Source organism: Bradyrhizobium sp. KBS0727 (assembly GCF_005937885.2).
Lineage (GTDB): Bacteria > Pseudomonadota > Alphaproteobacteria > Rhizobiales > Xanthobacteraceae > Bradyrhizobium.
The window spans coordinates 6,672,927-6,693,259 of sequence record NZ_CP042176.1 but is presented as its reverse complement, the minus strand read 5'-3'; the positions used below and the strand labels follow the sequence as shown (position 1 = coordinate 6,693,259).

At 62.4% G+C, this 20,333-nt stretch carries 17 protein-coding genes; 10 read left to right on the top strand and 7 right to left on the bottom strand.

Annotated elements, in window-relative coordinates; all coding sequences use genetic code 11:
- Positions 1–142: 142 nt before the first annotated feature.
- From FFI89_RS31355 to gspD, 5 genes are all read right to left on the bottom strand, one after another.
- Positions 143–1,786 (bottom strand): hypothetical protein, encoded by a 1,644-nt coding sequence (locus tag FFI89_RS31355; protein ID WP_138831345.1) that lies wholly within the window; start codon positions 1,784–1,786, stop codon positions 143–145.
- Positions 1,787–2,153: 367 nt separating this feature from the next.
- Entirely contained in the window at positions 2,154–4,007 is a 1,854-nt protein-coding gene (locus tag FFI89_RS31350; RefSeq protein ID WP_138831344.1) for an alkaline phosphatase family protein, read from the bottom strand.
- Positions 4,008–4,265: 258 nt separating this feature from the next.
- The gene (locus FFI89_RS31345) at positions 4,266–6,398 is read right to left on the bottom strand and encodes a hypothetical protein (RefSeq protein WP_138831343.1); all 2,133 of its coding nucleotides are present in this window, start codon (positions 6,396–6,398) and stop codon (positions 4,266–4,268) included.
- 287 nt (positions 6,399–6,685) lie between these two features.
- Positions 6,686–7,129, bottom strand: coding sequence for a tetratricopeptide repeat protein (locus tag FFI89_RS31340; RefSeq protein ID WP_138831342.1), 444 nt, complete (start codon positions 7,127–7,129; stop codon positions 6,686–6,688).
- Positions 7,130–7,271: 142 nt separating this feature from the next.
- Positions 7,272–9,575 (bottom strand): type II secretion system secretin GspD, encoded by a 2,304-nt coding sequence (gene gspD / locus FFI89_RS31335; protein WP_138831341.1) that lies wholly within the window; start codon positions 9,573–9,575, stop codon positions 7,272–7,274.
- A 254-nt stretch (positions 9,576–9,829) separates the two neighbouring features.
- Between gspD and FFI89_RS31330 the strand changes: the two genes are divergently transcribed.
- Genes FFI89_RS31330 through FFI89_RS31285 form a run of 10 tightly spaced genes read left to right on the top strand, consistent with a single transcriptional unit; the run spans position 9,830 to position 18,088 of the window.
- Entirely contained in the window at positions 9,830–11,518 is a 1,689-nt protein-coding gene (locus FFI89_RS31330; protein WP_138831340.1) for a GspE/PulE family protein, read from the top strand.
- Positions 11,519–11,522: 4 nt separating this feature from the next.
- Complete coding sequence (locus FFI89_RS31325; RefSeq protein WP_138831339.1) at positions 11,523–12,737, top strand: type II secretion system F family protein; 1,215 nt, start codon at positions 11,523–11,525, stop codon at positions 12,735–12,737.
- An 18-nt stretch (positions 12,738–12,755) separates the two neighbouring features.
- Positions 12,756–13,253 (top strand): type II secretion system major pseudopilin GspG, encoded by a 498-nt coding sequence (gspG, locus tag FFI89_RS31320; RefSeq protein WP_138831338.1) that lies wholly within the window; start codon positions 12,756–12,758, stop codon positions 13,251–13,253.
- A complete protein-coding gene (locus tag FFI89_RS31315) occupies positions 13,246–13,710 on the top strand; it encodes a prepilin-type N-terminal cleavage/methylation domain-containing protein (protein WP_138831337.1) in 465 nt (154 codons plus the stop codon). The genes gspG and FFI89_RS31315 overlap by 8 nt, the downstream gene beginning before the upstream one ends.
- Positions 13,682–14,095, top strand: coding sequence for a type II secretion system protein J (locus FFI89_RS31310; protein ID WP_138831336.1), 414 nt, complete (start codon positions 13,682–13,684; stop codon positions 14,093–14,095). The genes FFI89_RS31315 and FFI89_RS31310 overlap by 29 nt, the downstream gene beginning before the upstream one ends.
- Positions 14,092–14,862: a type II secretion system protein J gene (locus tag FFI89_RS31305; protein WP_138831335.1), complete on the top strand. Its 771-nt coding sequence runs from the start codon at positions 14,092–14,094 to the stop codon at positions 14,860–14,862. The genes FFI89_RS31310 and FFI89_RS31305 overlap by 4 nt, the downstream gene beginning before the upstream one ends.
- 35 nt (positions 14,863–14,897) lie before the next feature.
- The gene (locus FFI89_RS31300) at positions 14,898–15,833 is read left to right on the top strand and encodes a general secretion pathway protein GspK (protein WP_246669305.1); all 936 of its coding nucleotides are present in this window, start codon (positions 14,898–14,900) and stop codon (positions 15,831–15,833) included.
- Positions 15,823–16,902: a PilN domain-containing protein gene (locus tag FFI89_RS31295; protein ID WP_138831333.1), complete on the top strand. Its 1,080-nt coding sequence runs from the start codon at positions 15,823–15,825 to the stop codon at positions 16,900–16,902. Before FFI89_RS31300 ends, FFI89_RS31295 begins: the two co-directional genes overlap by 11 nt.
- A complete protein-coding gene (gene gspM, locus FFI89_RS31290) occupies positions 16,899–17,462 on the top strand; it encodes a type II secretion system protein GspM (protein ID WP_138831332.1) in 564 nt (187 codons plus the stop codon). The genes FFI89_RS31295 and gspM overlap by 4 nt, the downstream gene beginning before the upstream one ends.
- Complete coding sequence (locus FFI89_RS31285; RefSeq protein WP_138831331.1) at positions 17,459–18,088, top strand: hypothetical protein; 630 nt, start codon at positions 17,459–17,461, stop codon at positions 18,086–18,088. Before gspM ends, FFI89_RS31285 begins: the two co-directional genes overlap by 4 nt.
- A gap of 15 nt (positions 18,089–18,103) precedes the next feature.
- Here FFI89_RS31285 and FFI89_RS31280 read toward each other — a convergent pair whose 3' ends face one another.
- Both FFI89_RS31280 and FFI89_RS31275 read right to left on the bottom strand, forming a co-directional pair.
- Positions 18,104–18,565 (bottom strand): A24 family peptidase, encoded by a 462-nt coding sequence (locus FFI89_RS31280; protein WP_138831330.1) that lies wholly within the window; start codon positions 18,563–18,565, stop codon positions 18,104–18,106.
- Positions 18,566–18,727: 162 nt separating this feature from the next.
- Positions 18,728–20,299, bottom strand: a complete 1,572-nt coding sequence (locus FFI89_RS31275; RefSeq protein WP_138831329.1) for an alkaline phosphatase family protein — start codon at positions 20,297–20,299, stop codon at positions 18,728–18,730.
- Positions 20,300–20,333: the final 34 nt, after the last annotated feature.

Genomic DNA, 20,333 nt, shown 5'->3' with positions numbered 1-20,333 from the left:
GTTCGAGCCAATGGCTCTCTGGTGAAACCAGTTCCAACCCCTTCAACCGTGGCCTGATTTCGAAGCCGGCCACTGCTCCAATTCAAGTTGGCACAACGAACGTAACGGGGGACGGCTGGTGCCGTCCCCCGTTTGTTTGGCTTTAGAACGGCGAAACGTAACCTTCCGGGAACCGCAGCTGGAAGCGGCCGATCGAGCGATAGTCGCCCAGATTGTTGCTAGGCTGCGGGGTGTTGTAGCCGGCGAATACGATCGTCACCGTGCGTTCGTCGGTGTACAGCGCTTGCGGATCATAGACGCGGCCGCTGAAGAAGTTCGAGTTGTAGCCGCCTGCCACCGGCACAAACGGCGCAACCTGCGCGCCGGTCAACGCGTCGGCGCCGCTGACGTTCACAACCGGCGGGTTCACCGGATATGGCCGCGGCCCTGCGGGATCGGTGACGGTGTCGGTAGACAGGATCGGATTGTCGAACCCGTTGACCACGTGCCAACTCAAGAGGTCGCTGGGCTGGTTGACCGGCCTGTCGGTCTCGGCATAGCCGATGAAGTGGAACCCGTCGGAGTCGTTGTCGAGGCAATTGCCGGCGCCGAAGAACATGCCATAGCGTCCGTCCGAGAGCCGGAGAAGGCTGCCGCTGCCGAGATAGCGGATGCCGTTCAAGGCAACGGTGGTCGGATCGTTGAGGCCGCTGGCGGCGCCGACATCGGTGAAGTTGATGCCGTCCGTTGTGGTGGCCACGCGAACCGCGGTCACATCGTGGTTCGCCTTGCGCGGTTTGCCGTTGACCAGGTTGGTCAGCGCGAAGGCGGGCGTTTTCGGGCATTGCTGGGCGGACGGGAAACTGGTGTCGGCATTCAGGGTCTTTTCCACATAGACGACCGTGGTCGTAGCGCCATTGGTCACCGCGCCCATGATCGCATCGGGATTTTTCAGGCCGGTCGTTGATAGCGCCTTGGCGTCGAGAGCCGGATAGCCGCCAGAGGCGAGCGGGCTGACATAGCCGAATTCCGGAAGCGAGGACAGCGAGCCCGTGTGCGAATAAGGTAGCGTGTGCACCACCAACTGGTCGGAATCGATGTGGCCGTTGGCACGGTTCAGGCTGTAGACGCGCTGCACGCCGCTCACATTCAGGACCACCGGATGGCCGAGACCGTTATCCCCGGCGTTGGCGCTCGATGAGCCGTACGCCGTCTGCACTCCGTTGACGTTCAGATTTTGGTTGTCCGGGTCGGTCGCATCCCACGGGCAATAGGGGTTGAGCGCGAGGGCCATGCCGGTGAAGCGCCAGGAAGCGCCCCAGTCGGTCGAGATCGCCGCCACCGTGGCTTCCTGCTGGTTGCGCGGGCGGTAGTCGAAGAAACCTTCGAGGACATGGCCAACCCGGCGCACAAACGGGAAGTAATAGGGCTGCATCACGCTGAGGCCGTGATTGATCGCGGGAGTGCCGGTCGGGCTGCAAAAGCCCGCATAGGGCGAGCCGTAACCCGAATAGGGCGGACTTAGATTGCTCGGCGGAACGATGCCGGAAGCATCATGCTTGAAAAAGTCGTTCGACTTGTCGTGATCGCGGCCTTCGTCCGAGTCGCCATGCCTGAAGTGGTCGCCCGACTCATCGCGCTCAAAGCGGTCGGCTGACTCATGCAAGGTCCATGGTCCTTGATTGATCACGGACTGCGCGAGGCTTCTCGGAACATAGCTGATCTGAGGGCCGGCGGCGCTTGCCGATGTGGGTATGGCAGCAAGCACGGCGATGGCGCCGGAAGCGCCAAGCAGCGAACGATTCATATCGGGGATATCCTCTGTGAAGTGGCTCAGGCCAATAAAACAACGAGAGAACGCATATCACTGGCTTCCTGACGGCATTGAGACAGGACAGTGAAGGCGTCGCGGGTTGCACATTCGCGTGGCGAGCCAGCGAATTTGACGGTGGCTTGAATGAAGTTATGCGAAACGTTGGTTGCCTGCCCGCGGCAGACGATCCGCGGCTTTCCTTCAGCATCGCCAATTTGATGGCGGCCGCCGACGGCCCTGAGCAGCTTCGCCCGGCGCGGGAGGGCCGGTGAGCACGGGGCTGCGTCCGGTTGAACGCAGCCCCTTAACCGTTGCCGTTAATTGCATGAAGCAATCGGCCGGCCGATTTCACTACGGAAACCTAGCGGCGATCGCGGCCGTCGTTGTCCTGATCGTGGTGATCGCCGTCATGATCGCCGTCATGGTCGAAGGCGAACAGGTTCATGAGATCGCCGATGGCCGGGCGATTTTCGGGCTTGTACCGGTTGTCGTCGCCGTCATGGATCGGGTTCGGGAGATTGTCGCGGCTGCGATCCGATATTTTTGGAAGATCCCAGTTCTTTTCGATGAATTTCAACAGCGAGACATGGTCATAGTAGGTGTGGTCGACATGACCCTTCTTGGCGTAGGGGGAAACCGCAATGAACGGAATCCGGGTGCCGTCGCCGAGGAAGTCGACCGGCTGGATATAGCCGGAATCGTAGTAGCCGCCGCCCTCGTCGGTGGTGATGAAGATCGCCGTCGATGCCCAGAGCTCTGGATTGCTCTGGACCCGGTTGATTAGGGCTTGCAAGAATTTTTCGTAGAGATCGGTTGTCGAGTCCGCAGGGTGTCCGGCCAGCGCCTCGAACGGGCGGACAAACGACACCGCTGGCAGCGTGCCGTGTTGAACGTCATTCAGGAACGCGCCGTAATTCTGCAGCTTCGCTTCCTCCGCGGGCTTCTTCATGATGTTCAGATAGCCCGTGAGCGGATCGCAAATTCCGCAGTAGTAGTGGAACAGCAGCGGCACGCCGTCCACGGCGTGGGCGAAGGCAGTCGCATCGTCGCCGCGATCGCTGTTGTAGTATTTCCACGACACGCCTTTGGCGGTCATCACGTCCGCGATGGTCGGCAGGCTTTGCGGCGGCAGGATAAACGAGTTGGAGCCGAGTGCCCCCGGATGGCTGCTGCTCTGGTTCCAGTACATATTGTAGTTGTTGACCAGATAATAATGGCCCGGCGCGCAGTTGCCGTTCGACACGCCGTGGCGGTAGAGCTGTTCGTTTACTGATGCTACGCCGGGCGCACTCGGATCCGAACAATTGACGTAAGAGCCGCCGCCGTAGCCGTCCTGGGTGTAATAGTTGTTGGTCCCGGCGACGGGATCTGGATTTTCGATCTGGTTGCTGAATGGAACGGCGGCCGAGCCGTCGAGAGTCGCCGGATTGGTGAAGAAAGCCGCATGCCCTGAAACCAGCGCCTGGAAATTGGCGCCGGTGCCGCCCATGATCGCCTGATGATAATTGTCGCTGATGGCGTATTGATCGGCGAGAGCTTTGAAGAACAGTGCGTCGCCGGGCTGTGCGTTGCCATAGGAATCGGTGAACGGGTTCATGTTGTAGAACCCCATCGAGACGGCGCCTTCCTTGGGATTGAACCCGCCGGCAGGAACGGGCGCGCCGTTCGATCCGGTGCCGATGGTTTCTTCGACCCAGACGAACTTGTCGAGCTTGCCGCCGTCGAAATCCTGCCACATCTGGAAGAAGCGATGCACGGGATCGCCGGTATAGGCGGCGTAAGGCACATATTTGCTGATCTGGAACGGGCCGTTCGGCAGGTTTGCCGGGAAGCGGGTGTCGGGAACGCCCTGCGGCAGGCCGAGACCCCAGGTCGTGTAGGGTTGCGGCAACGTTGCATAGGCGCCGGTCGACGCCGTTTCCGCATTGTATCGGTTCAGGTCGCTGCCGATCCGCTGCTTGGCCTTGTCGAAATGCGGACCCGGAGTGCCGTCCGCGTTGACGATGCCCTTGCTCAGGAGATTGTCGATGGCCTGACCGGCTTTCGGCCGGTAGGTGCCGAACAGGTTGTCGAAGGTGTGATTCTCGCCGACGATGATGATCACATGCTGGATCGGTGTCGTCGGCGTCCTGGCGAATGCCGGCGCCACGCTGGTTAACGTGCAGACCGCGCTCGTCGCAAGGCACAGCGATTTGAATAGCCGTATCGATCTCATGAATAGTCTCCAAGAATGGGAAGTCGTTGCGCGTGGCGACGGTGCGGCAGTCCTGTTACAAAGAAGGATCCACTCCGTCTCGAACCACTATTGGCAGACGCAATTGCACGATGATGTCGCGACGAATTCAGATTTGTGAAAACGCCTTCGCGACGCAGATGGATATGAAGTTTTGCGACCTCGAGCGAGATCAATCCACCGATACGAAAAACCCGCCGGCGGCACCGGCGGGTTTTGGCGTTGAGCAGACGTTGAAGCTTACCGCTCGTCGTGATCCTCGCGCTCGCGCTCGGCCAGATCCTTGACGCGATCGATCAGCGTCCGGGCGCGGTGGCCGAGGCCGTCTTCCGAACCTTCGTCGACCGGCTGGTTGCCGAACGCCGCGGCATCCAGCACCGCCTTGATATCGCCGGCCAGGCTGTTGCGCCGGCTGGTGATGTCGCTGATCTTGCTGAGGTAGCGGGCGTAGACATTGTCGCCGCTGGTGATGGAGCGATTGGCATACCGCATGCTCGCCCGGCCGAGTTCGCCGAGAGGCGCATCGAGCTGCTTGTAGATTGCGGCCAGCTCGACGAAGTTTTCGCGGTGCTGACGAATGCCGGATGGCAGCGCCCGGTGCTCCAGCCATTCGGACAGCACCCGGCCGTCATGTACGTAGCTGTCCTTCAGCCCGAGCAGCGCCAGCAGCGTCGGACGCACGTCGGTGTGGTCCGAGAATACCGCGTCATGGCGGCCAAGCGGTTGCACGCCGGGACCGACCATGGCGAGCCAGGTTCGGGTGATATCCTGCTGGTAATCGCCGTGGTTCCAGGCGAAGTTCGGGCCGACGAAGACGCAGTCCGACTGGTTCGCGCAGGCGCCGCCATTTGCGTTCGCGAAGAAGTAGTTGTCGTCGCCGAACATGGTCAGCGTCGGGGTGCGCACCGGGCTTGAAGTCACCATGTGCAACAGCTTCATTTCCGCCTGATCCGCAAGTAGCCGGGACAGCTTGTCGGTCTTGCCAGTGATCGGATTGGTGGCCACCAGCGCGTCGAGATCATGCTCCATGGTACGGGTGGCGGCGTCGGTCGGAGCAGGGTTTCCGTTGATGTAGATCGTGGGCGCATCGTCGCTGTGCGCCGAGAATACGGTGCTGTTGGCGCGCTGCGTGATCAGCAGGCGGTTGAGCGACGCATTGATTTCGCCCTTCTGGCCCGGCGCGTAAGTGCAGGGGACGTTGACGCCGTCGCAATGCGCCGGGCTCGGGGTGGCGCCGGCGAAATGATCGTTTTCGTCCGGCACGATCACGAACAGCGTGTTGTCCTTGGTGATGCCGTCCGCCGTCAGCCGGGCAAAGAATTTGCCGAACGCGGTGTCGTACTGCTTGAGCTGGGCGACGTAGCCGGCCTCGCCAGGTCCGAAGGTCCCCGAACCGAATCGGTTGTCATGCGCGTCGGCAATATAGAGATAGACCACCTGGACGCCGGCTTCGAGCATCGCAGCGGCATAGCCGAGCGACTGCGTTGCCAGCGGGCTGAAGGTGTTGGGAAATCCAGGACGTCCAAAGGAGTTGGCGATGATATTGCCGTCGAGGTCTTTGACCGGCCCGCTCGGGGAGATCACGGGCTGCACATTCACGCTGCCGAACAGTCCTTTGAAGCCGTTATACCCATTGGGCTCATCCGGCAGGGGATCATTGGCCGCATAGCCGTTGCTGCAAAGCGGGCTGCCGATCGCGCAGTGGATCGCGATGCCGAGATAATCGGATGTTGGCTGTGCACGCGTGGCGGCATTCGGCGAAGCAAGTTGGGCCTTGACGGCCAGGTCGATAGCGCTGCCGGCGCCAAAAAAAGTGGTGACGTCGTCGGGAACCCTTTCGAACTCGATATTGGCAACGGAGAATCCTCCGACATCGCAGCCGGCGCGGGTGAACGGCACCCAGGGAGCCGGCGCGGTCTTGCCGAGTTCATTGACCATCTGCGGCTTGCCGTCGCCGCTCAACGCCGTCCAGTACAGGAAGGAACTGGTGAAGCCGACGCTGCCGTCCGGCTTGAAGTAGCCGTAGCTGTTGGAGACGGGAATTCCCATGCGGTCGCCATATACGCCGGTCTGGGCCGTGAGGATATCGGTCGCGGTGTGCGAAATCAGCGGCGTGTGATGATTGCCGCTGATGGTGCCGTTGTTCTGGATGAAATTCAGCAGGTTCGGCATCAGTTCGAGATCGGACGGAACGTCGGGATTGTCGCGCCGCAGATGCACATTGTCGAAAACAATGTGGACGACGTGTTTGATTTGACCGCCCGGGGAATTCAATTGACAACCCGCCGAGGCGGACTGCGAAGCGGCGCCGAGGAACGCGACGCCAAGCGCTAATGGAATCGACGCGCCAAGAACAGCTTTCAGTCGTTTCATCGCTCTCTCCTGATGTAGGCCAAGTTTGATCGCATGGAGATTGTTGAAGAATCGCGCAGCAGTGTGCCGACGCCGGGAGAGTACATCGTCGGATATTGCGGCTGATTGACATCGACGTGACGGTTCCGAGGCTTCAAAAAAAGAAGAATCGCGATGCAGAGAATTTGTGTTGTGTTTTCAAGCGAAGAAGCCTGCCTCAGGGTTGAGCCGGGTGTGGATGCCAGGCGACGCAAATTCTTCAGCGGCCTTTCGAGGTGATCTTGTGCGCGGGTGGTAGCGCGCCGCCGTTACCAGCGCCCCGGTGCCCAGATCAAGGCAAGCCGCTGGCCGTCAGCGATCTGGCCGGGCGACATTTTCGAGGCCACGGCGTTGCGAAGCCTGATGTAGTAGTCGCGTTCACGCCTGGTCGCGCGGGCCGCTGCGAGATCGAGCCATTTGTAGGAAAGCACGAAGTCTTGAGGCACGCCGTGGCCCTTGTCGTAAATCAGACCAAGTCTGCTTTGGCCGAATGCATCGCCTTGCGCGGCCGCCCGCAGGTAAAGATCGGCTGCGGCATCGTAGGATTGCGGCACTCCGAAGCCATTTTCATACAAGAATCCGAGCCGCGCCTGTGCCCGCGCGTTGCCGCGCAGCGCCAGGGGCGCCAGTGCATTGGCCGAATTGATGTAATCGCCTCTGGAAAATGCTGCTGTGGCGCGGCCCAGGGCGTCGGCGTGAGCAGGTCGCAGCATGCCCGCTGCAAGCAGGCAGATGAAAAGGAGAATTGTCGGTCGGAGCCGCCTCACCAGACTCAAACTCCATCGCTCGTCTCGCGGCCATCGCGGTCGCGCCGGACGAGTTGTGCATCGACTGCCCCGCATGCGTTGCCCCGGATCAATGCAAAACCGGGGCTCGCACCCCATCGGCAACCCCGATATTGCCGCGTAGTTTCGACCGGAGTTCTTCGGCTACGAAATGAGCATCGGCGCTGTCGCGGATGATCTGGGGCCGGATAAAGATGATCAATTCGGTCCGTTTTTTCTTTTTGTCCTGATGGGAAAAGGCGTCGCCCAGGCCTGGAATTTGATCGAGCAGGGGAATTCCGTTTCGGTCGCTGTCTTGTTGTTCACTGATCAATCCGGCCAACAGGACGGTCTGGCCGGTCGCCACGGAAATCGAACTCTTGACCTTTCGTTCGGAGACTGTCGGCGTCAAACTCGTCGCGGTTGCCGTCGAAACGTTGCTGATTTCCTGTTCGACATCGAGCCTGACGTTGCCATTGACATTGATGCGCGGAGAAACCCGAAGGATGATGCCTGTGTTACGATAGTCGATGGTATTGACCACCGTGTTGTTCGTCGTCAGCACGGTGGCGCTGCCGGTGGAAACCGGCACGACGTCGCCGACCTGAAGGGTGGCTACCTGATTGTTGACCACAACGAGGGACGGGTTGGACAAGACCTTAACACCGGTGACGGTATGCAGAGCGTCCAGAATTGCGCTCGGCTGGGCCTCCGATCCGATCAGGAAATTGAACCCGGGAAAGGCACGATTGATGAAGGCGTTGGCGATCGTTCCGGCAGCGGCTGCTGCGGGCGCAGCCGTCGACTGAGTGTTGAGGGCCGAGCCCTGGTCCGGCCTCAGGCCGAGATTGTGGCTCGTCAGGTAGAACTGAACGCCATAGCTCAGGTCGTCGTTGAGGGTGACCTCTGCGATCGTCGCATCAATCGCGACCTGCAGCTGCGGTTGGTCGACCTGCTGCAACGTCGACGTGATAATCCGGTAATTTTCCTGATCGGCATAGATGAGCAGGGTGTTGTTGACAGTATCGGCCGTGATCCTCACGCCTTGCAGGACCGGCTTGCCACCGCCGGCGCTGGTGGGGTCGGACAGACCGCTGCCTGACGCGGTCGCAGGTGTCGCCGGCGCCGTGCCGAAGCCCGATGTGCTGCTCGAATTGGTTCCGGGCTGCGTGCGGGAGCCAAACGTACCTGGTGACGACGAGCCGCTGTTGCTATTCAGGGACAAGCGATCGGCGGCGTTGGATGTCGACGAAAGGCCGGATCCTGGCGCGATCTGGTTGCTCGCTGTGTCCACCGAAGCCGACGACGATCCGCCGATGAACATTTCGGTCAACACCCGCGCAATCTGCCGGGCTTCGCCGTATTTCACGCGGTAGACGTGTACGCTGTTTCTGCCGGTATCGGCATTGTCGAGGCGCTTGATCCAGGTTGCAGCGGTGCGCAGCAACGCCGGCTTTCTGCTGACGACCAAAATGGCATTGAGGCGGCTGACCGGTTGAAGCTTGATGACATTCTGGCTGAGACCGCTATCGCCGGTATCCATGATCTTTTCGAGTTCGGCAATGATCGGTTCAGGACCGCTGTTGGCAATCGGATAGATCCCGACGGATTGACCGCGCATCCAGTCAACGTCGAAGCTGAGTGCGGTGTCGACAGCGGTGCGGCGTTCGGCGCCGCTGCCCTGAATCAGCAGGATATTTCGCGTCGAATCGGCGCGAACCATGCCAGGCTTCGTCGCGAAGCTGTCCATCAGCTTCAACACCGTTTGTGCTGAAACATATTGCAGGGGTACCACGGAAACGCCGTAACCGGGCTCGGGGCTCGCGGCGGCTGCATCGACGCGGCCGGCGCCGACTGCATCTCCGATGGGGGTGAGCCGATAGCCGGCGGTGTCGCGCAGCAACACCACGCCGCTCAGCCGCAGGGCGTTTTCAAGGACGAACACGATATCCGATTTTGGAACCGGCCTCACAGAGACCAGGCTAACCGTGCCTTGCACGCGCGGATCGATGGTGTAGCCGGTGCCCAGGATGTCACCGAGCACGACCTTGGCCACCGTCGCGACCGGCGTGGTCTCGAAATTGAGGTCGAAGCCACTTCCTGATGTGGTCGATTGCGGGCGGGCCTCCGCAATCTCAGTTACCTCGGTGCCGTCGTAGACCGCCGGCCGGTTTCGCTGACTGCCGTTCGGTTGGGTGGTACTCACTTGCTGGGGGGTGCGAGGAAGGATATCGAGCGAACGTACCTTGTCGAGCACATCGATATCGTTGCTTTCACTGGTTCCGACCGTCGCGGAGTTGCAGGATACGAGCAGGCCAGCGGATAATATCGCGATGACAGCCCATACGCCGCGACCGAGCGCCGGGTGCCGGCTTGGGTTGCCGACGCTCACCATGTTTCCGCCGTTCTAGCTCTGCGTTCCCGCTGTGGATCGGATAGTCGATCCCACCGTGACGGCATGACTATCGGGGAAATATGACAGGAATAATTAGCCGCGAGCTGTTCGCCGAGAGCGCCGTCGGACGACCGCTCTGAAGCAGCAGTTTCGTACAGGTGTCATATTTCGGATCAATAACCAACCGCTGGCGGTCGACATCGCGCTGAAGCCGCGCGATCCGCTTATCCTGAAGCGGCGAGACGGGAAGACAGATGACCGGCGACGAGTCCTGGCGGTTTGTGGAGCATCTTCGTCAGAACAATCATTTGACGAAGACGACCGGTAACGGCGAACTCGCCGAGCAGGGCGGCGACCGCTCGCAAGGTCAGGTTCGCGGCAAGCTTTGGGAGCACACCAGCCTGTCGGCCAGCGAGTTCGCGGAGGAAGCGGCCGGGTTTTACGATCTCGAGCGGGTGACGCTCCAGGACATGCTGTCGGCTACCCCCGAGGTCGAACGCTTCTCGCAGCGCTTCCTGCGCGAGACGACGGTATTTCCCCATCGATCGGCCGACGCCGGCGCCGTGCTGGCGGTGGCAGATCCGGCCGATATTGCGGCGCGGCGGGCCGCGGAAATCGTGCTCGGGGCGGACGTCGCGATCAAGGTAGCGTCGTTCGAAGATATCACCGTAGCACTCAATCAGCGTCTGGGCGAGGACATCGAGGTTCAGGATGGCGGCGAGATGTTTCAGCCGCGCGAAGACGATATCGAGAGTCTGCGCGACCTCGCCAGCGGCGCACCCGTGGTTCGCGCCGTCAATGATCTTCTCGAAAAGGCGGTCGAACTGCGCGCCAGCGACATTCATATCGAGCCCTTGCACACCGGGCTTGTGGTCCGTATGCGCATCGACGGCCTGCTGCGGCCGGTCGCGGCGCCGGCCGGCGTGTTGCCGCAGGCCGTCATCTCGCGCATCAAGATTGTCGCCAGCCTCAACATCGCCGAGCGTCGCCTGCCGCAGGATGGCTCTGCGCGGTTGCGGGCGGGGCGCTCGGATATCGACATTCGTGTCGCGATCATGCCGACGCAGCACGGTGAATCCGCGGTCATACGCATCCTGCCGAAGGATCGCGGGCTGCTCGTTGTCGAGAAGCTGGGATTTTCCTCGGCCGACGATACCAAGCTCAGGCGGTTGCTTCGGCTGCCCCATGGCATGATCGTCATTACCGGACCGACCGGAAGCGGCAAGACCACGACGCTGGCGACAGTGTTGTCGATCCTGAACGAGCCGTCCCGCAAGATCCTGACGATCGAGGATCCAGTCGAGTATGAAATACCCGGCGTCAACCAGTCGCAGATCAAGCCCGCGATCGGGCTGACCTTTGCCGCGGCTCTGCGCTCGTTCGTTCGTCAGGACCCCGACGTCATCATGGTAGGCGAGGTGCGCGACTCCGAAACCGCGCATGTCGCCGTTCACGCGGCCCTCACCGGACACCTCGTGCTGACGACGCTGCACACCGAAACGGCGGCAGCCGCGGTGCCGCGTCTGCTCGATCTCGGCATCGAAGGCTATCTGCTGCGGTCGACCTTGCGTGCGGTGGTGGCGCAACGGCTTGTCCGCCAGCTGTGCGACCGCTGCAAATCGCCAAAGACGCTGACCGAAGCCGACCTAGCCGAAGACCCCCGGCTTGGTGCGCTCGGCTTCCGGGCTGATGAAACGTTGCGAGTGCCGTGCGGGTGCGAACGTTGCGGCGGTACAGGCTATCGTGGCCGGCTTGGCGTCTTTGAAATTCTGGAGCTGACGAGCGAGCTCCGCGAACTCATCGGGGAGAAGACCGACGGGCTGAAAATCGACGAGACCGCAATCCGCGGCGGCATGACGACTATGCTGGACGACGGTCTCGCCAAGTGCCGCGCCGGCCTGACCTCGCCAGCGGAGATCCTCCGCGTCACAACGATACGGTGAGAGCGTGGCCAATTTCCGATATCGGGCGCTGACGCAGAATGGAGAGATCGTGCACGGCACGCTCTCGGCTCCGACCGCGGCGGAGGTTGCGCACCGTATTGAATACCTTCAGTTGCTGCCGATTGAAACCATCGAGGAGACGCGAAAGGTCGTCGCCTCGCGCGGTGATTTCGGCTTGTTCAACCGGCCAAGCCCGGCGGAGGTGACGACTTTCACCAGGGACCTTGCTTTGCTCCTGAAGGCGGGCGCCCGTCTGGACGACGCCCTCGAATTGCTCGCGGGGGATACCGATGTTGGAAGGCTTCGTCCGGTGGTTGGCAAGCTGCGGGCCGCTCTGCTGAGCGGAGAAAGTCTGGCCGGAGCGATCGCCGACCATCCGGCCCTGTTTCCCGCGATGTATGTCGCGCTGGTCCGGGTCGGCGAAGTGTCGGGAACGCTCGACCAGGTGCTGGAAATGTTGGGAGCGGAGCGAGCGAGAGCCGAACTGATGCGCCGCAAGCTCACCGATGCGATGCAGTACCCGGCCTTCGTTCTGATCGCTGCGGCCTGCGTCATGCTTTTCTTCATTCTGTTCGTGCTGCCGCAATTTTCCTCGGTGCTTCAGGACTTCGGTGCCAAGTCCGACTCCGCGCTGAGCATGTTCATCAAGCTGTCCGACTTTCTTCGGGCGAACGGGACCGCCGTTGCGCTGGGTTCCGCCTTGTCGATCGCCGGCATCTGGTGGCTGTTGCGGCGGCCCGGCGCCGGCGCGGCAGTCGTGACCGCAATCTCTCAAGTCCCGGGGATCGCCGGCATCTTTCAATTCTACCGGACCACGCTGTTTTGCCGCAATCTCGGGGTCCTGCTCGGCAGCGGTGTCAACCTCACGGCCACGCTGCGCATTCTGGTCGACATCATGGCGGTCACCGGAAGCGTGGCGACCTGGACGGCGGCCGCGGATCGCGTGCGCCACGGCGGCAAGCTGTCGGACGCCCTGTCCGCGTCCAATAGCCTTCCGCCGATGGCGGTTCGCATGCTGCGGCTCGGCGAGGAAACCGGGCAGCTGCCGGCGCTCGCCGGCCGTGTCGCCGAATTCTACGAAGCGAAATTGCAGCGCAGCCTGGACCGTATCGTCGGCATCATCGGGCCGCTGGCCATCATCACTATCAGTGCGGTCGTGGGAGGGCTGATCGTATCGGTCATGACCGCGCTGTTATCGGTCACTCAACTTGTCGGCTAGATCGAGGGTAGGTTTATTATGACGTCGGAAACAAAGCCGGGCTGGTTCTCTGCCCGAGGCGCGCATGGCCGCGATCGGCAGGATTGCGGCCAGCAGGGCTTCACCCTGGTCGAGATGCTGGTGGTGATCGCCATCATCGGCCTGATCATGGGTCTGATCGGTCCGCGCGTTCTCAATTATCTCAGCGAATCGAAGGTCAAGGCAGCGAAGATCCAGCTGCAGAGCTTCGGCAGCGCGCTCGATCTGTTCTATCTCGATGCCGGCCGCTTTCCGTCGACGGCGGAAGGCCTGACGGCCCTGGTGCAGCGGACACCGGGTGTTGCCGGCTGGAACGGACCGTATCTCAAGGGCGGCAACGTCCCCAACGATCCCTGGAGCAATCCCTATTTGTATCGCTCGCCGGGGGAACGCGGGCCTTACGACATCATGTCCTACGGTGCCGATGGTCAGGAGGGTGGCAGCGGTGCGGCGGCCGATATTTCGACCGAAAACATCGCAAGTGCAAAGAATGAGTGACGGGGCGGAACGCGGCTTCACTCTGCTCGAGATGGTGTGTGTCCTCGGGATCATCGCCATGCTCGCGTCCGTGCTGTTGCCGCTGATTCCCCGCCAGACTTCCCGCTCGCGGCTGCAGGCCTATGCCCTTCAGACGGCGACGCTGCTGAAGGCGGACCGCAACGCGGCGATCCGGCGAGGGTCGGAAGTTGCCACGCTCGTCGACGCCGCGACCCGCTCGATCCGCTCGGGGGCGACGTCGGAGACGGTCAGCATTCCCGACGACGTTGGCTTTGATGCGCTATTGCCGCAAACCTGTCGCCGGCATGCGGCGCTGTCGACCATCAGCTTTTTTGCGGATGGCATGTCGTGCGGCGGGACGATCGCGTTGACGAGGCTCGATGCCGGCTACGAAATTCGCGCCAACTGGCTGACCGGAAGGATCGAAATTGTCTCGCGCGACACCGCCACGAATTGACGGCCCCGACGCCGGCTTCACGATCATCGAGGTATTGATCGCGCTTGCGATTGTTGCCGTCTCGATCGTTGCGATCGGATCCGTGATGGCGACGAACGTGCGCGGCGTGAAGTCGCTGGAGCAGCATGTCGCGCTGATCCAGGTCACCCGCAGTGCGATGACGACAGCTATTCCGCCGCGTGCCGAACTTGCCCCCGGCGCCTCGTCGGGCGATCTCAACGGCTATCGGTGGCACCTCGACATCGCGCCGTTGGGGAAAGACTGGGTGGTTCAGGACGCTAACATTGCCTGGACCCCGCAGCTCGTCAAAATTCATGTGCAATCGCCCTCGGGCGCCGCGTTCGACCTGCAAACCGTCCGCCTGATGCGCAGACCCCGCCAATGACAATCGAGCATCCAACAACGCGGGCGGACCAGGCCGGCTTTACGCTGATCGAGACGCTGGTGGCACTGGCGTTGACAGGTCTGGTGTTGTCGACGCTTGCCAACATCACTTCGCAATGGCTGCCGAACTGGAATCGGGGCGTCGAGCGCATCCAGCGCAACGAGTCGGTCAGTCTTGCCTTGCAGCGGCTCAGCGCCGACATCGCCGCGGCAGAGAGCATTCCGGCCAATCGCGAGCAGCGCCAGCCGCTGTTCGATGGTTCGGAGCTGTCGGTGACCTTCGTGCGAACGGCTTTCGGCCCGAATGCGAGGACCGGCCTCGATGTCGTGCGGATCGGCGAGACCACCGAGCGCCAGGAACTGGTGACCGTGCGCACCCGTGCGCCGTTCGGGCCGCTGGCGCCGGGGGCGTCGCTGTCCGAACAAATTCAGACCGGGGATCCGGTTGTGCTGCTGCGTGCGCCGTACCGACTGTCGTTTGCCTATGCGGGCCGGGACCGGATATGGAAAAGCAACTGGCATGATGCCGACCGTCTGCCGGCTGCAATCCAGTTGACGGTTCGCGATGCGGCGACCGAACAGGTTCTCTCGGTGTCGACGGTGGCCTCAATTCACGTCGATGCGCAGGTGGTGGGACAATGCGCGCAGCCGGGAAAGACATGCCCCGGGAATTCCGACGGCGCAGCGCGCAATTCCAGGGAAAGTTCCGGCGGGGTATCAAAGGACAATTCAACTGCCGCCAAGGCCACAGCCGGGCAGGGCGGCTGACCATGATACAGCAATCGCCCAAGGCTGAAACCATAGTGGCTGAAACCGCAGTGGCCGAGACCGCAGAACAGGGCTTCATTATCGTGGCCGTGCTCTGGATCCTCGCAGCGCTCGCAGCGCTGGCGACCATCTTTTCGATCTATGTTTCCAACTCCGCGCAAGCTCTGGCTGTCGACGATACCGCCCTGCAGGCGGAAGCGTTGGTATCGGCGAGCCTCGAACTGACCGCCTACCAGCTGTTGTTGGCGGAGGAGAAAGCCCGCCCCGCGCAGGGATCGTTTCAATTTCGGTTGGGCGACGCGGCCATCGACGTTTCCTTTTTGTCGGAGGCAGCCCGGATCGATCTCAATCTTGCGCCGAGGGAGCTGTTGGCCGGCCTTTTGTCCGATCTCGGCGCAGATCCGGAGGCGGCGGCGCAATATGCCGATCGCATTGTCGGCTGGCGAACGCCACCGAAACCGGAATCCGCCGAAGATGAATCGTCGCTCTATCGCGCCGCGGGCCTTACTTACCCGCCCCGGCAGGCACCCTTTGCACATGTCAACGAACTCGCTCTCGTCGTCGGGTTGCCGCCTGCGCTGGTCGATCGTGCGTTGCCGTTGGTGACGGTGTTCAGCGGGCTGCAGAAGATCGATGCCCTGATCGCGCCGCCCGAGGTGCTCGCCGCATTGCCCGGCATGACGCCGGCCGGTTTGAAGCAGTTCGTTCGGGAGCGGTCGACTCTGCCGAGAGAGGCGGCGGTGGTCGCGACCGCGCTCGGTCCGGCGCAGGCCCACGCGACGATCGAAAGAAGCGGGGCCTTTCGGGTCCTGACGGTCGTCAGGTTTGGCAATGGCCGCCAGACCGCGTCGGAGGTCACCATTGCGCTTGGGGGCGAAGAGGACCCCTACCGCGTGTTGTCGTGGCAGGACAATGTGACGGTTGCGGCTAGCTCGCCCCGAGAGCTGGCGGGAGGTGGCGATGCTCGCTGAGATCGGAGAGCTTTTTTCCGGCTGGATTGCAGCGGTCGCCGCTGCGGTCGACGCGCTGGTCGACCGGTTCGTGCGGCGACGGCTGGTTTCGCTGATCGAGGGCGATGAGAATGTCTTCACGGCGACGATGGTCTCCCCGACCAGGGGACCGGCCTTGCCGGACGCATCCTTCAAGCTGTCAGATGGCCGGCTGCCCAGTCCTCCGCTTGGGGCGGATTGGGAGGCGGCACTTCGCGGCAGCCGCGTCGAAATCCTTCTCAAGCCCGACCATATCCTGTTTCGGACGCTGGATTTTCCAAAGCGGGCGTTGGACTTTCTTGACGGCATGATCCGCGCGCAGATTGATCGCCTGACGCCATGGGCCGCGAACGACGCCGTGTTCGGCTGGAGTCCGCCAACGGTTACCGCAAACGAGCGCATCGAGCTGATGCTGGCGGCGACGTCCAGGAACAGGATCCAGCCGCTGGTCGGACTGATGGGCGACTTCGGCGCAGCATCCGTGACGGCATCGGTCGTGCCTCCGTCCGGTGGGGGCGCGTCCGGCAAGTTCGCGGTCTATGAAACCAGTCTGCAGGGCCCGGTCGGACGAAGGCGCGACGTACCGAAGATCTTGCGCGCTATATTACTGTGCGCCGGTCTGGCCGCGGCGGCGTCGCTCGCGGCGGCGACCTATGTGGGAGGCGCGCTCGATGCCGAGCAACGGCAATTGCAGCAGCGGATCGTCCAGCGCCGTGCGGCGCTACGGCTCAATCAAAATGCCGGGGCCGGATCGGCCCAGGGGCTGCTCGCGAAACGAAAGCAGACGACGCCATCGAGCGTGATGGTACTGGAAGCGATCTCGCGGGTGCTTCCTGACAGCACCTATGTCACTGAATTGCGGATCGAGGGCGACAAGGTTCAGGTGGTTGGCCTTTCGCAGGATGCGCCGTCCCTGATCCGGCTGATGGAACAGTCGCCGCAGTTCTCCCGCGCGACATTTTTTGCGCCGACCACGCGTGCGCAAGGTGATCCTGGCGAGCGTTTCCACATCGAGGTGCATGTGACGCCCTATTTCGGATCGGGCACATGAAGGCTATCGCCATCTTGACGAAAGCCCTTTCGGGTTCGCCGGCGCTAGCGGCGGCGGCCTACGCCGCCGTGGTGCTGGCGCTGCTGTTGTCGGCGATCTTCTCTATTGCGGATCTGCTCGGCCAGCGGGCCGAGCTGGCTTCGTCGGCGTCGATGCTGGAGCAACTCGAAGGCCGCAGGTCTGCAGCCACCCCGGGGCAGGCCGCCGACGCCGCGGCACCTGCGGGCTCGCCGAATCTGGAAGGTGCGACGGTCACCGTCGCCGGTGCAGCATTGATCCAGCGCGTCGCGGGCGCGGTGACAAAATTCGGCGGCAACGTGCTGTCGACCCAGGTCGAACTGAAAGGCACGCAGTCGAAGGCGGGATTTCTCAGCATCCTGGCGAGCTGCGAAATCGAACAGGCCGGACTGCAGCAACTGCTCTACGATATCGAGGCCGGCATGCCCTTTCTGTTCATCGATCAGCTCGTGGTGCAAGCCCCGGCCAATGGGTCCGGTTCCGGGAGTGGAAAACTGCGAGTTCTGCTGGCGGTTTCAGGACAATGGCAGGGCGCGAAATGATCCTGAGATCTGTAATCGTCGTTGCGCTGCTGATGGCCGCGGCGCCGGCTACCGCCGCCACGACCTCCGCAGGTGCGGATATACTCGAGGCCGGGGATGCGCGCGCCCCTGCGTCGGCGGCGCCCTCGATCTGGGAAAAGCCGGCGGCGCAGGTCGTCGTTGCCCCGGCTGCGCTAGCGCCGGCGCTGGAACGGACGCTCAGTGCAAATCCATTATGGGCGATTCCGCTCAGCGTACTGTCGGGCACGCGGGACCGGCCGATCTTTTCACCATCGCGGCGGCCGCCGGTGCCTGCGGTTGCACCCTCCGCACCGCCGAAACTGCTGGTCGCGCCGAAACCGCGCGAGCCTGAGCGTCCGCAACTCGCTTTGGTCGGAACCGTATCAGGCGACGATGAGGGGTTCGGGATCTTCCTCGATCAATCGACCAAGGTGGCATTGCGGCTGAAAGTCGGCGAGGATTATCAGGGCTGGAAGTTGAGATCGGTTCAGGGCCGTGAAGCGACCCTGGCGAAGGATCAGGAGGTTGTCATTCTCGCCTTGCCGCAGCCTGGCAGCGGACAGCCGGCGGGAGAGTCTCGCGGCGCCAGGCCGCCGGCGCCGCGGCCCGAGAGACCCGGTCGCTAGTGCTTCCAATGGATCTCACGGCCATTGCAAACCGAGCGCGACCAGTAGGCCGATGGCAAGGAACGGTCCGAACGAAAGCGCGGTCCGATGAGTCAATTGCCGCCCGGCCAGTTGCAGCAGGCCTGCGCAAGCCAGCGCGCTCGACGCCGCAACCAGTAGCAGTAGCGGCAGGCCGGTGACGCCAACCCAGATTCCAGCCGCCGCAAGGAATTTGACGTCTCCCAGCCCAAGACCCTGGATTTTCCGGACCTGAAAATAAAGCCGTCGCAGCAGCCAGAAGATGACGCCGATCGTCGCGCCCTGGAAGGCTGCCTCCAGACCAGCCAGCGGGCCGCCGGCAAACACGGCCCTGGACAATCCCAATGCGGCGATCGTCAGATTGAGCCAGTCCGGAATAATGCCGTGACGGATGTCTATCCACGCCAGCACGGCGCTCAGCACGCAGAGCATTCCAAAGAATACGATGACGGCGACCATGCCGGGGGGCCTGTTGCGACAGCAAAACGATCCGACCGCTTTAGCAGACCGCTAAAAGATTTTGCAAAATCATTCGCGAAGACGTCATCTCATGCAAAGCGAAAAGGGCCCCACGAATGCAGGGCCCTTCCGCAATTCAGTCGCTGGTATCGTTGCCGTCGTTCAGCGATTGTCCCACAGGCCGGGCAACACCGCGGTGCGTTCGACGCGCACCGACTTCAACGCCTCAGGTTCGATGTCGAGCGCCTGCAGGATCGTCGGCGCGACCTGCGAGGTGAGCACTGGTGTTTTCAATACGACGCCGGGGAAGCGCGGATTGGAAACGATCAGCCCGACACTGGTGTCGCCGAAGCTCATTCCGCCGTGCTCGGCGTTCTTCTTGCTCGATCCGGTGTAGACGGTGCCGTAGACAGGCTGAACGATGATATCGGGCGTGCGGCTGTCAAGCGTCGGATCGTTGAACTTGAGTTTCAGCTCGTCGCTGCCCAGGACCTCGTCAATGAACAGTGCCTTGGCGTTGGCGTTCAGGTAATCGACCGTTGCCTGGGTTTTGCTTTGATCCTGCAGCCAGATAAGCGCGACGTCGTCGTCCTGGACGAAACCGCATGGACCGGTGGGGCAGGCGTTGGCGCTGGCGATGGCCAGTGCTCCCGGATTGGTTCCGGCGTCCGGCAGCGCCGCAACGAGGTCGGCGAAATGGCCCGGCTTGTTGACTTTGGCCGGGTTGATCGGCGACTGGCCGTGCTTGGCGCTGACGATGACCAGCGTGGAGTTATAGAGGCCGCGCTGCTTGAGCGCCCGGATCATGCTGCCCAGGGCTTCGTCGGTCTTCTGCAGGCCATAGGCCAGCACCGCGGTTGGCGTTCCGGCGCCGTCGGCGTAGCCGCCGGGCTGGCCGGTGTGGGTGCTCTGCGCGCAACTGCCGTCTTTGTTGTCCTTGGCCAGTTTCTGCCCGACGCTCACCGCCTGGAAGTTCATGCCGAACACCGCGGGGGCGCCGCCGTTCGGCGAGCCGTCATGCTTGAGGCCGTTGATTTCATTAATGATCGCCGTCACCTTCAGTTGATCGTTCGCAACCGTGCAGTCGACGCTGACAGTGGCATCGAAGCCGTTCACGTTGGTGATTTCCGGCGTGTAGAGATCGTCCACGCCCTTGCCCGAGGGGCCATTGACCAGATCATAGGCCGGGTGCTTGTCCGCCCAGGCGGTGCGGCCACCCTTGCTCTTGACCACTTCGAAGATCGTATTGGTCCTGATCGCATTGTGCGGATACACCGGAACGCAGTGGCCGAACTCGTTGCGCCCGCGCGGCAGTTTGGTCGGGTCGATGGTGTTCTGGGAGATGTTGCCGTTGTAATGATCAATGCTCTCATCGAATACGACGGTGTTGCCGGCCGCGCCCGTGCAGGAAACGTTGCTCGGATCAAAGAGTTTGCGGTCATAGCTCACATCGTAGAACAGACCGTGGGAAATCGGCGAGCCGCCGGTGACCAAGGCCAGCAGGCCCGGGAACGAATCCGAGAGCGAGGGCGTGCGGGCATTGCTGTAAGTGATGCCATGGCTGGACAATTCGGCAAAAGCCGAATTCGGATGGCCTTCAACGTAGCGCGCCACGTCGAGCGCGTGCAGGCCGTCCACGCTGATCAGCAGGACGTGATCGATATCGGCCGCCTGCGCGGTCGCGCCACAGGCGACCCCGGCCAGCAGACTGAGGGCAATCGTCTTCAGTGCCATGACAATATTCTCCGCAATTTGTTGTTACAGCCGG

Excerpts from the sequence above, each read along its gene's own strand:
- FFI89_RS31315 (WP_138831337.1), top strand. The coding sequence starts at position 13,246 with ATGAGTGACGGGGCGGAACGCGGCTTCACTCTGCTCGAGATGGTGTGT.
- FFI89_RS31355 (WP_138831345.1), bottom strand. The coding sequence starts at position 1,786 with ATGAATCGTTCGCTGCTTGGCGCTTCCGGCGCCATCGCCGTGCTTGCT.
- FFI89_RS31350 (WP_138831344.1), bottom strand. The coding sequence starts at position 4,007 with ATGAGATCGATACGGCTATTCAAATCGCTGTGCCTTGCGACGAGCGCG.
- FFI89_RS31340 (WP_138831342.1), bottom strand. The coding sequence starts at position 7,129 with ATGCTGCGACCTGCTCACGCCGACGCCCTGGGCCGCGCCACAGCAGCA.
- FFI89_RS31280 (WP_138831330.1), bottom strand. The coding sequence starts at position 18,565 with ATGGTCGCCGTCATCGTATTCTTTGGAATGCTCTGCGTGCTGAGCGCC.
- FFI89_RS31330 (WP_138831340.1), top strand. The coding sequence starts at position 9,830 with ATGACCGGCGACGAGTCCTGGCGGTTTGTGGAGCATCTTCGTCAGAAC.
- FFI89_RS31275 (WP_138831329.1), bottom strand. The coding sequence starts at position 20,299 with ATGGCACTGAAGACGATTGCCCTCAGTCTGCTGGCCGGGGTCGCCTGT.
- gspD (WP_138831341.1), bottom strand. The coding sequence starts at position 9,575 with ATGGTGAGCGTCGGCAACCCAAGCCGGCACCCGGCGCTCGGTCGCGGC.
- FFI89_RS31345 (WP_138831343.1), bottom strand. The coding sequence starts at position 6,398 with ATGAAACGACTGAAAGCTGTTCTTGGCGCGTCGATTCCATTAGCGCTT.
- gspM (WP_138831332.1), top strand. The coding sequence starts at position 16,899 with ATGAAGGCTATCGCCATCTTGACGAAAGCCCTTTCGGGTTCGCCGGCG.
- gspG (WP_138831338.1), top strand. The coding sequence starts at position 12,756 with ATGACGTCGGAAACAAAGCCGGGCTGGTTCTCTGCCCGAGGCGCGCAT.
- FFI89_RS31285 (WP_138831331.1), top strand. The coding sequence starts at position 17,459 with ATGATCCTGAGATCTGTAATCGTCGTTGCGCTGCTGATGGCCGCGGCG.
- FFI89_RS31305 (WP_138831335.1), top strand. The coding sequence starts at position 14,092 with ATGACAATCGAGCATCCAACAACGCGGGCGGACCAGGCCGGCTTTACG.
- FFI89_RS31295 (WP_138831333.1), top strand. The coding sequence starts at position 15,823 with ATGCTCGCTGAGATCGGAGAGCTTTTTTCCGGCTGGATTGCAGCGGTC.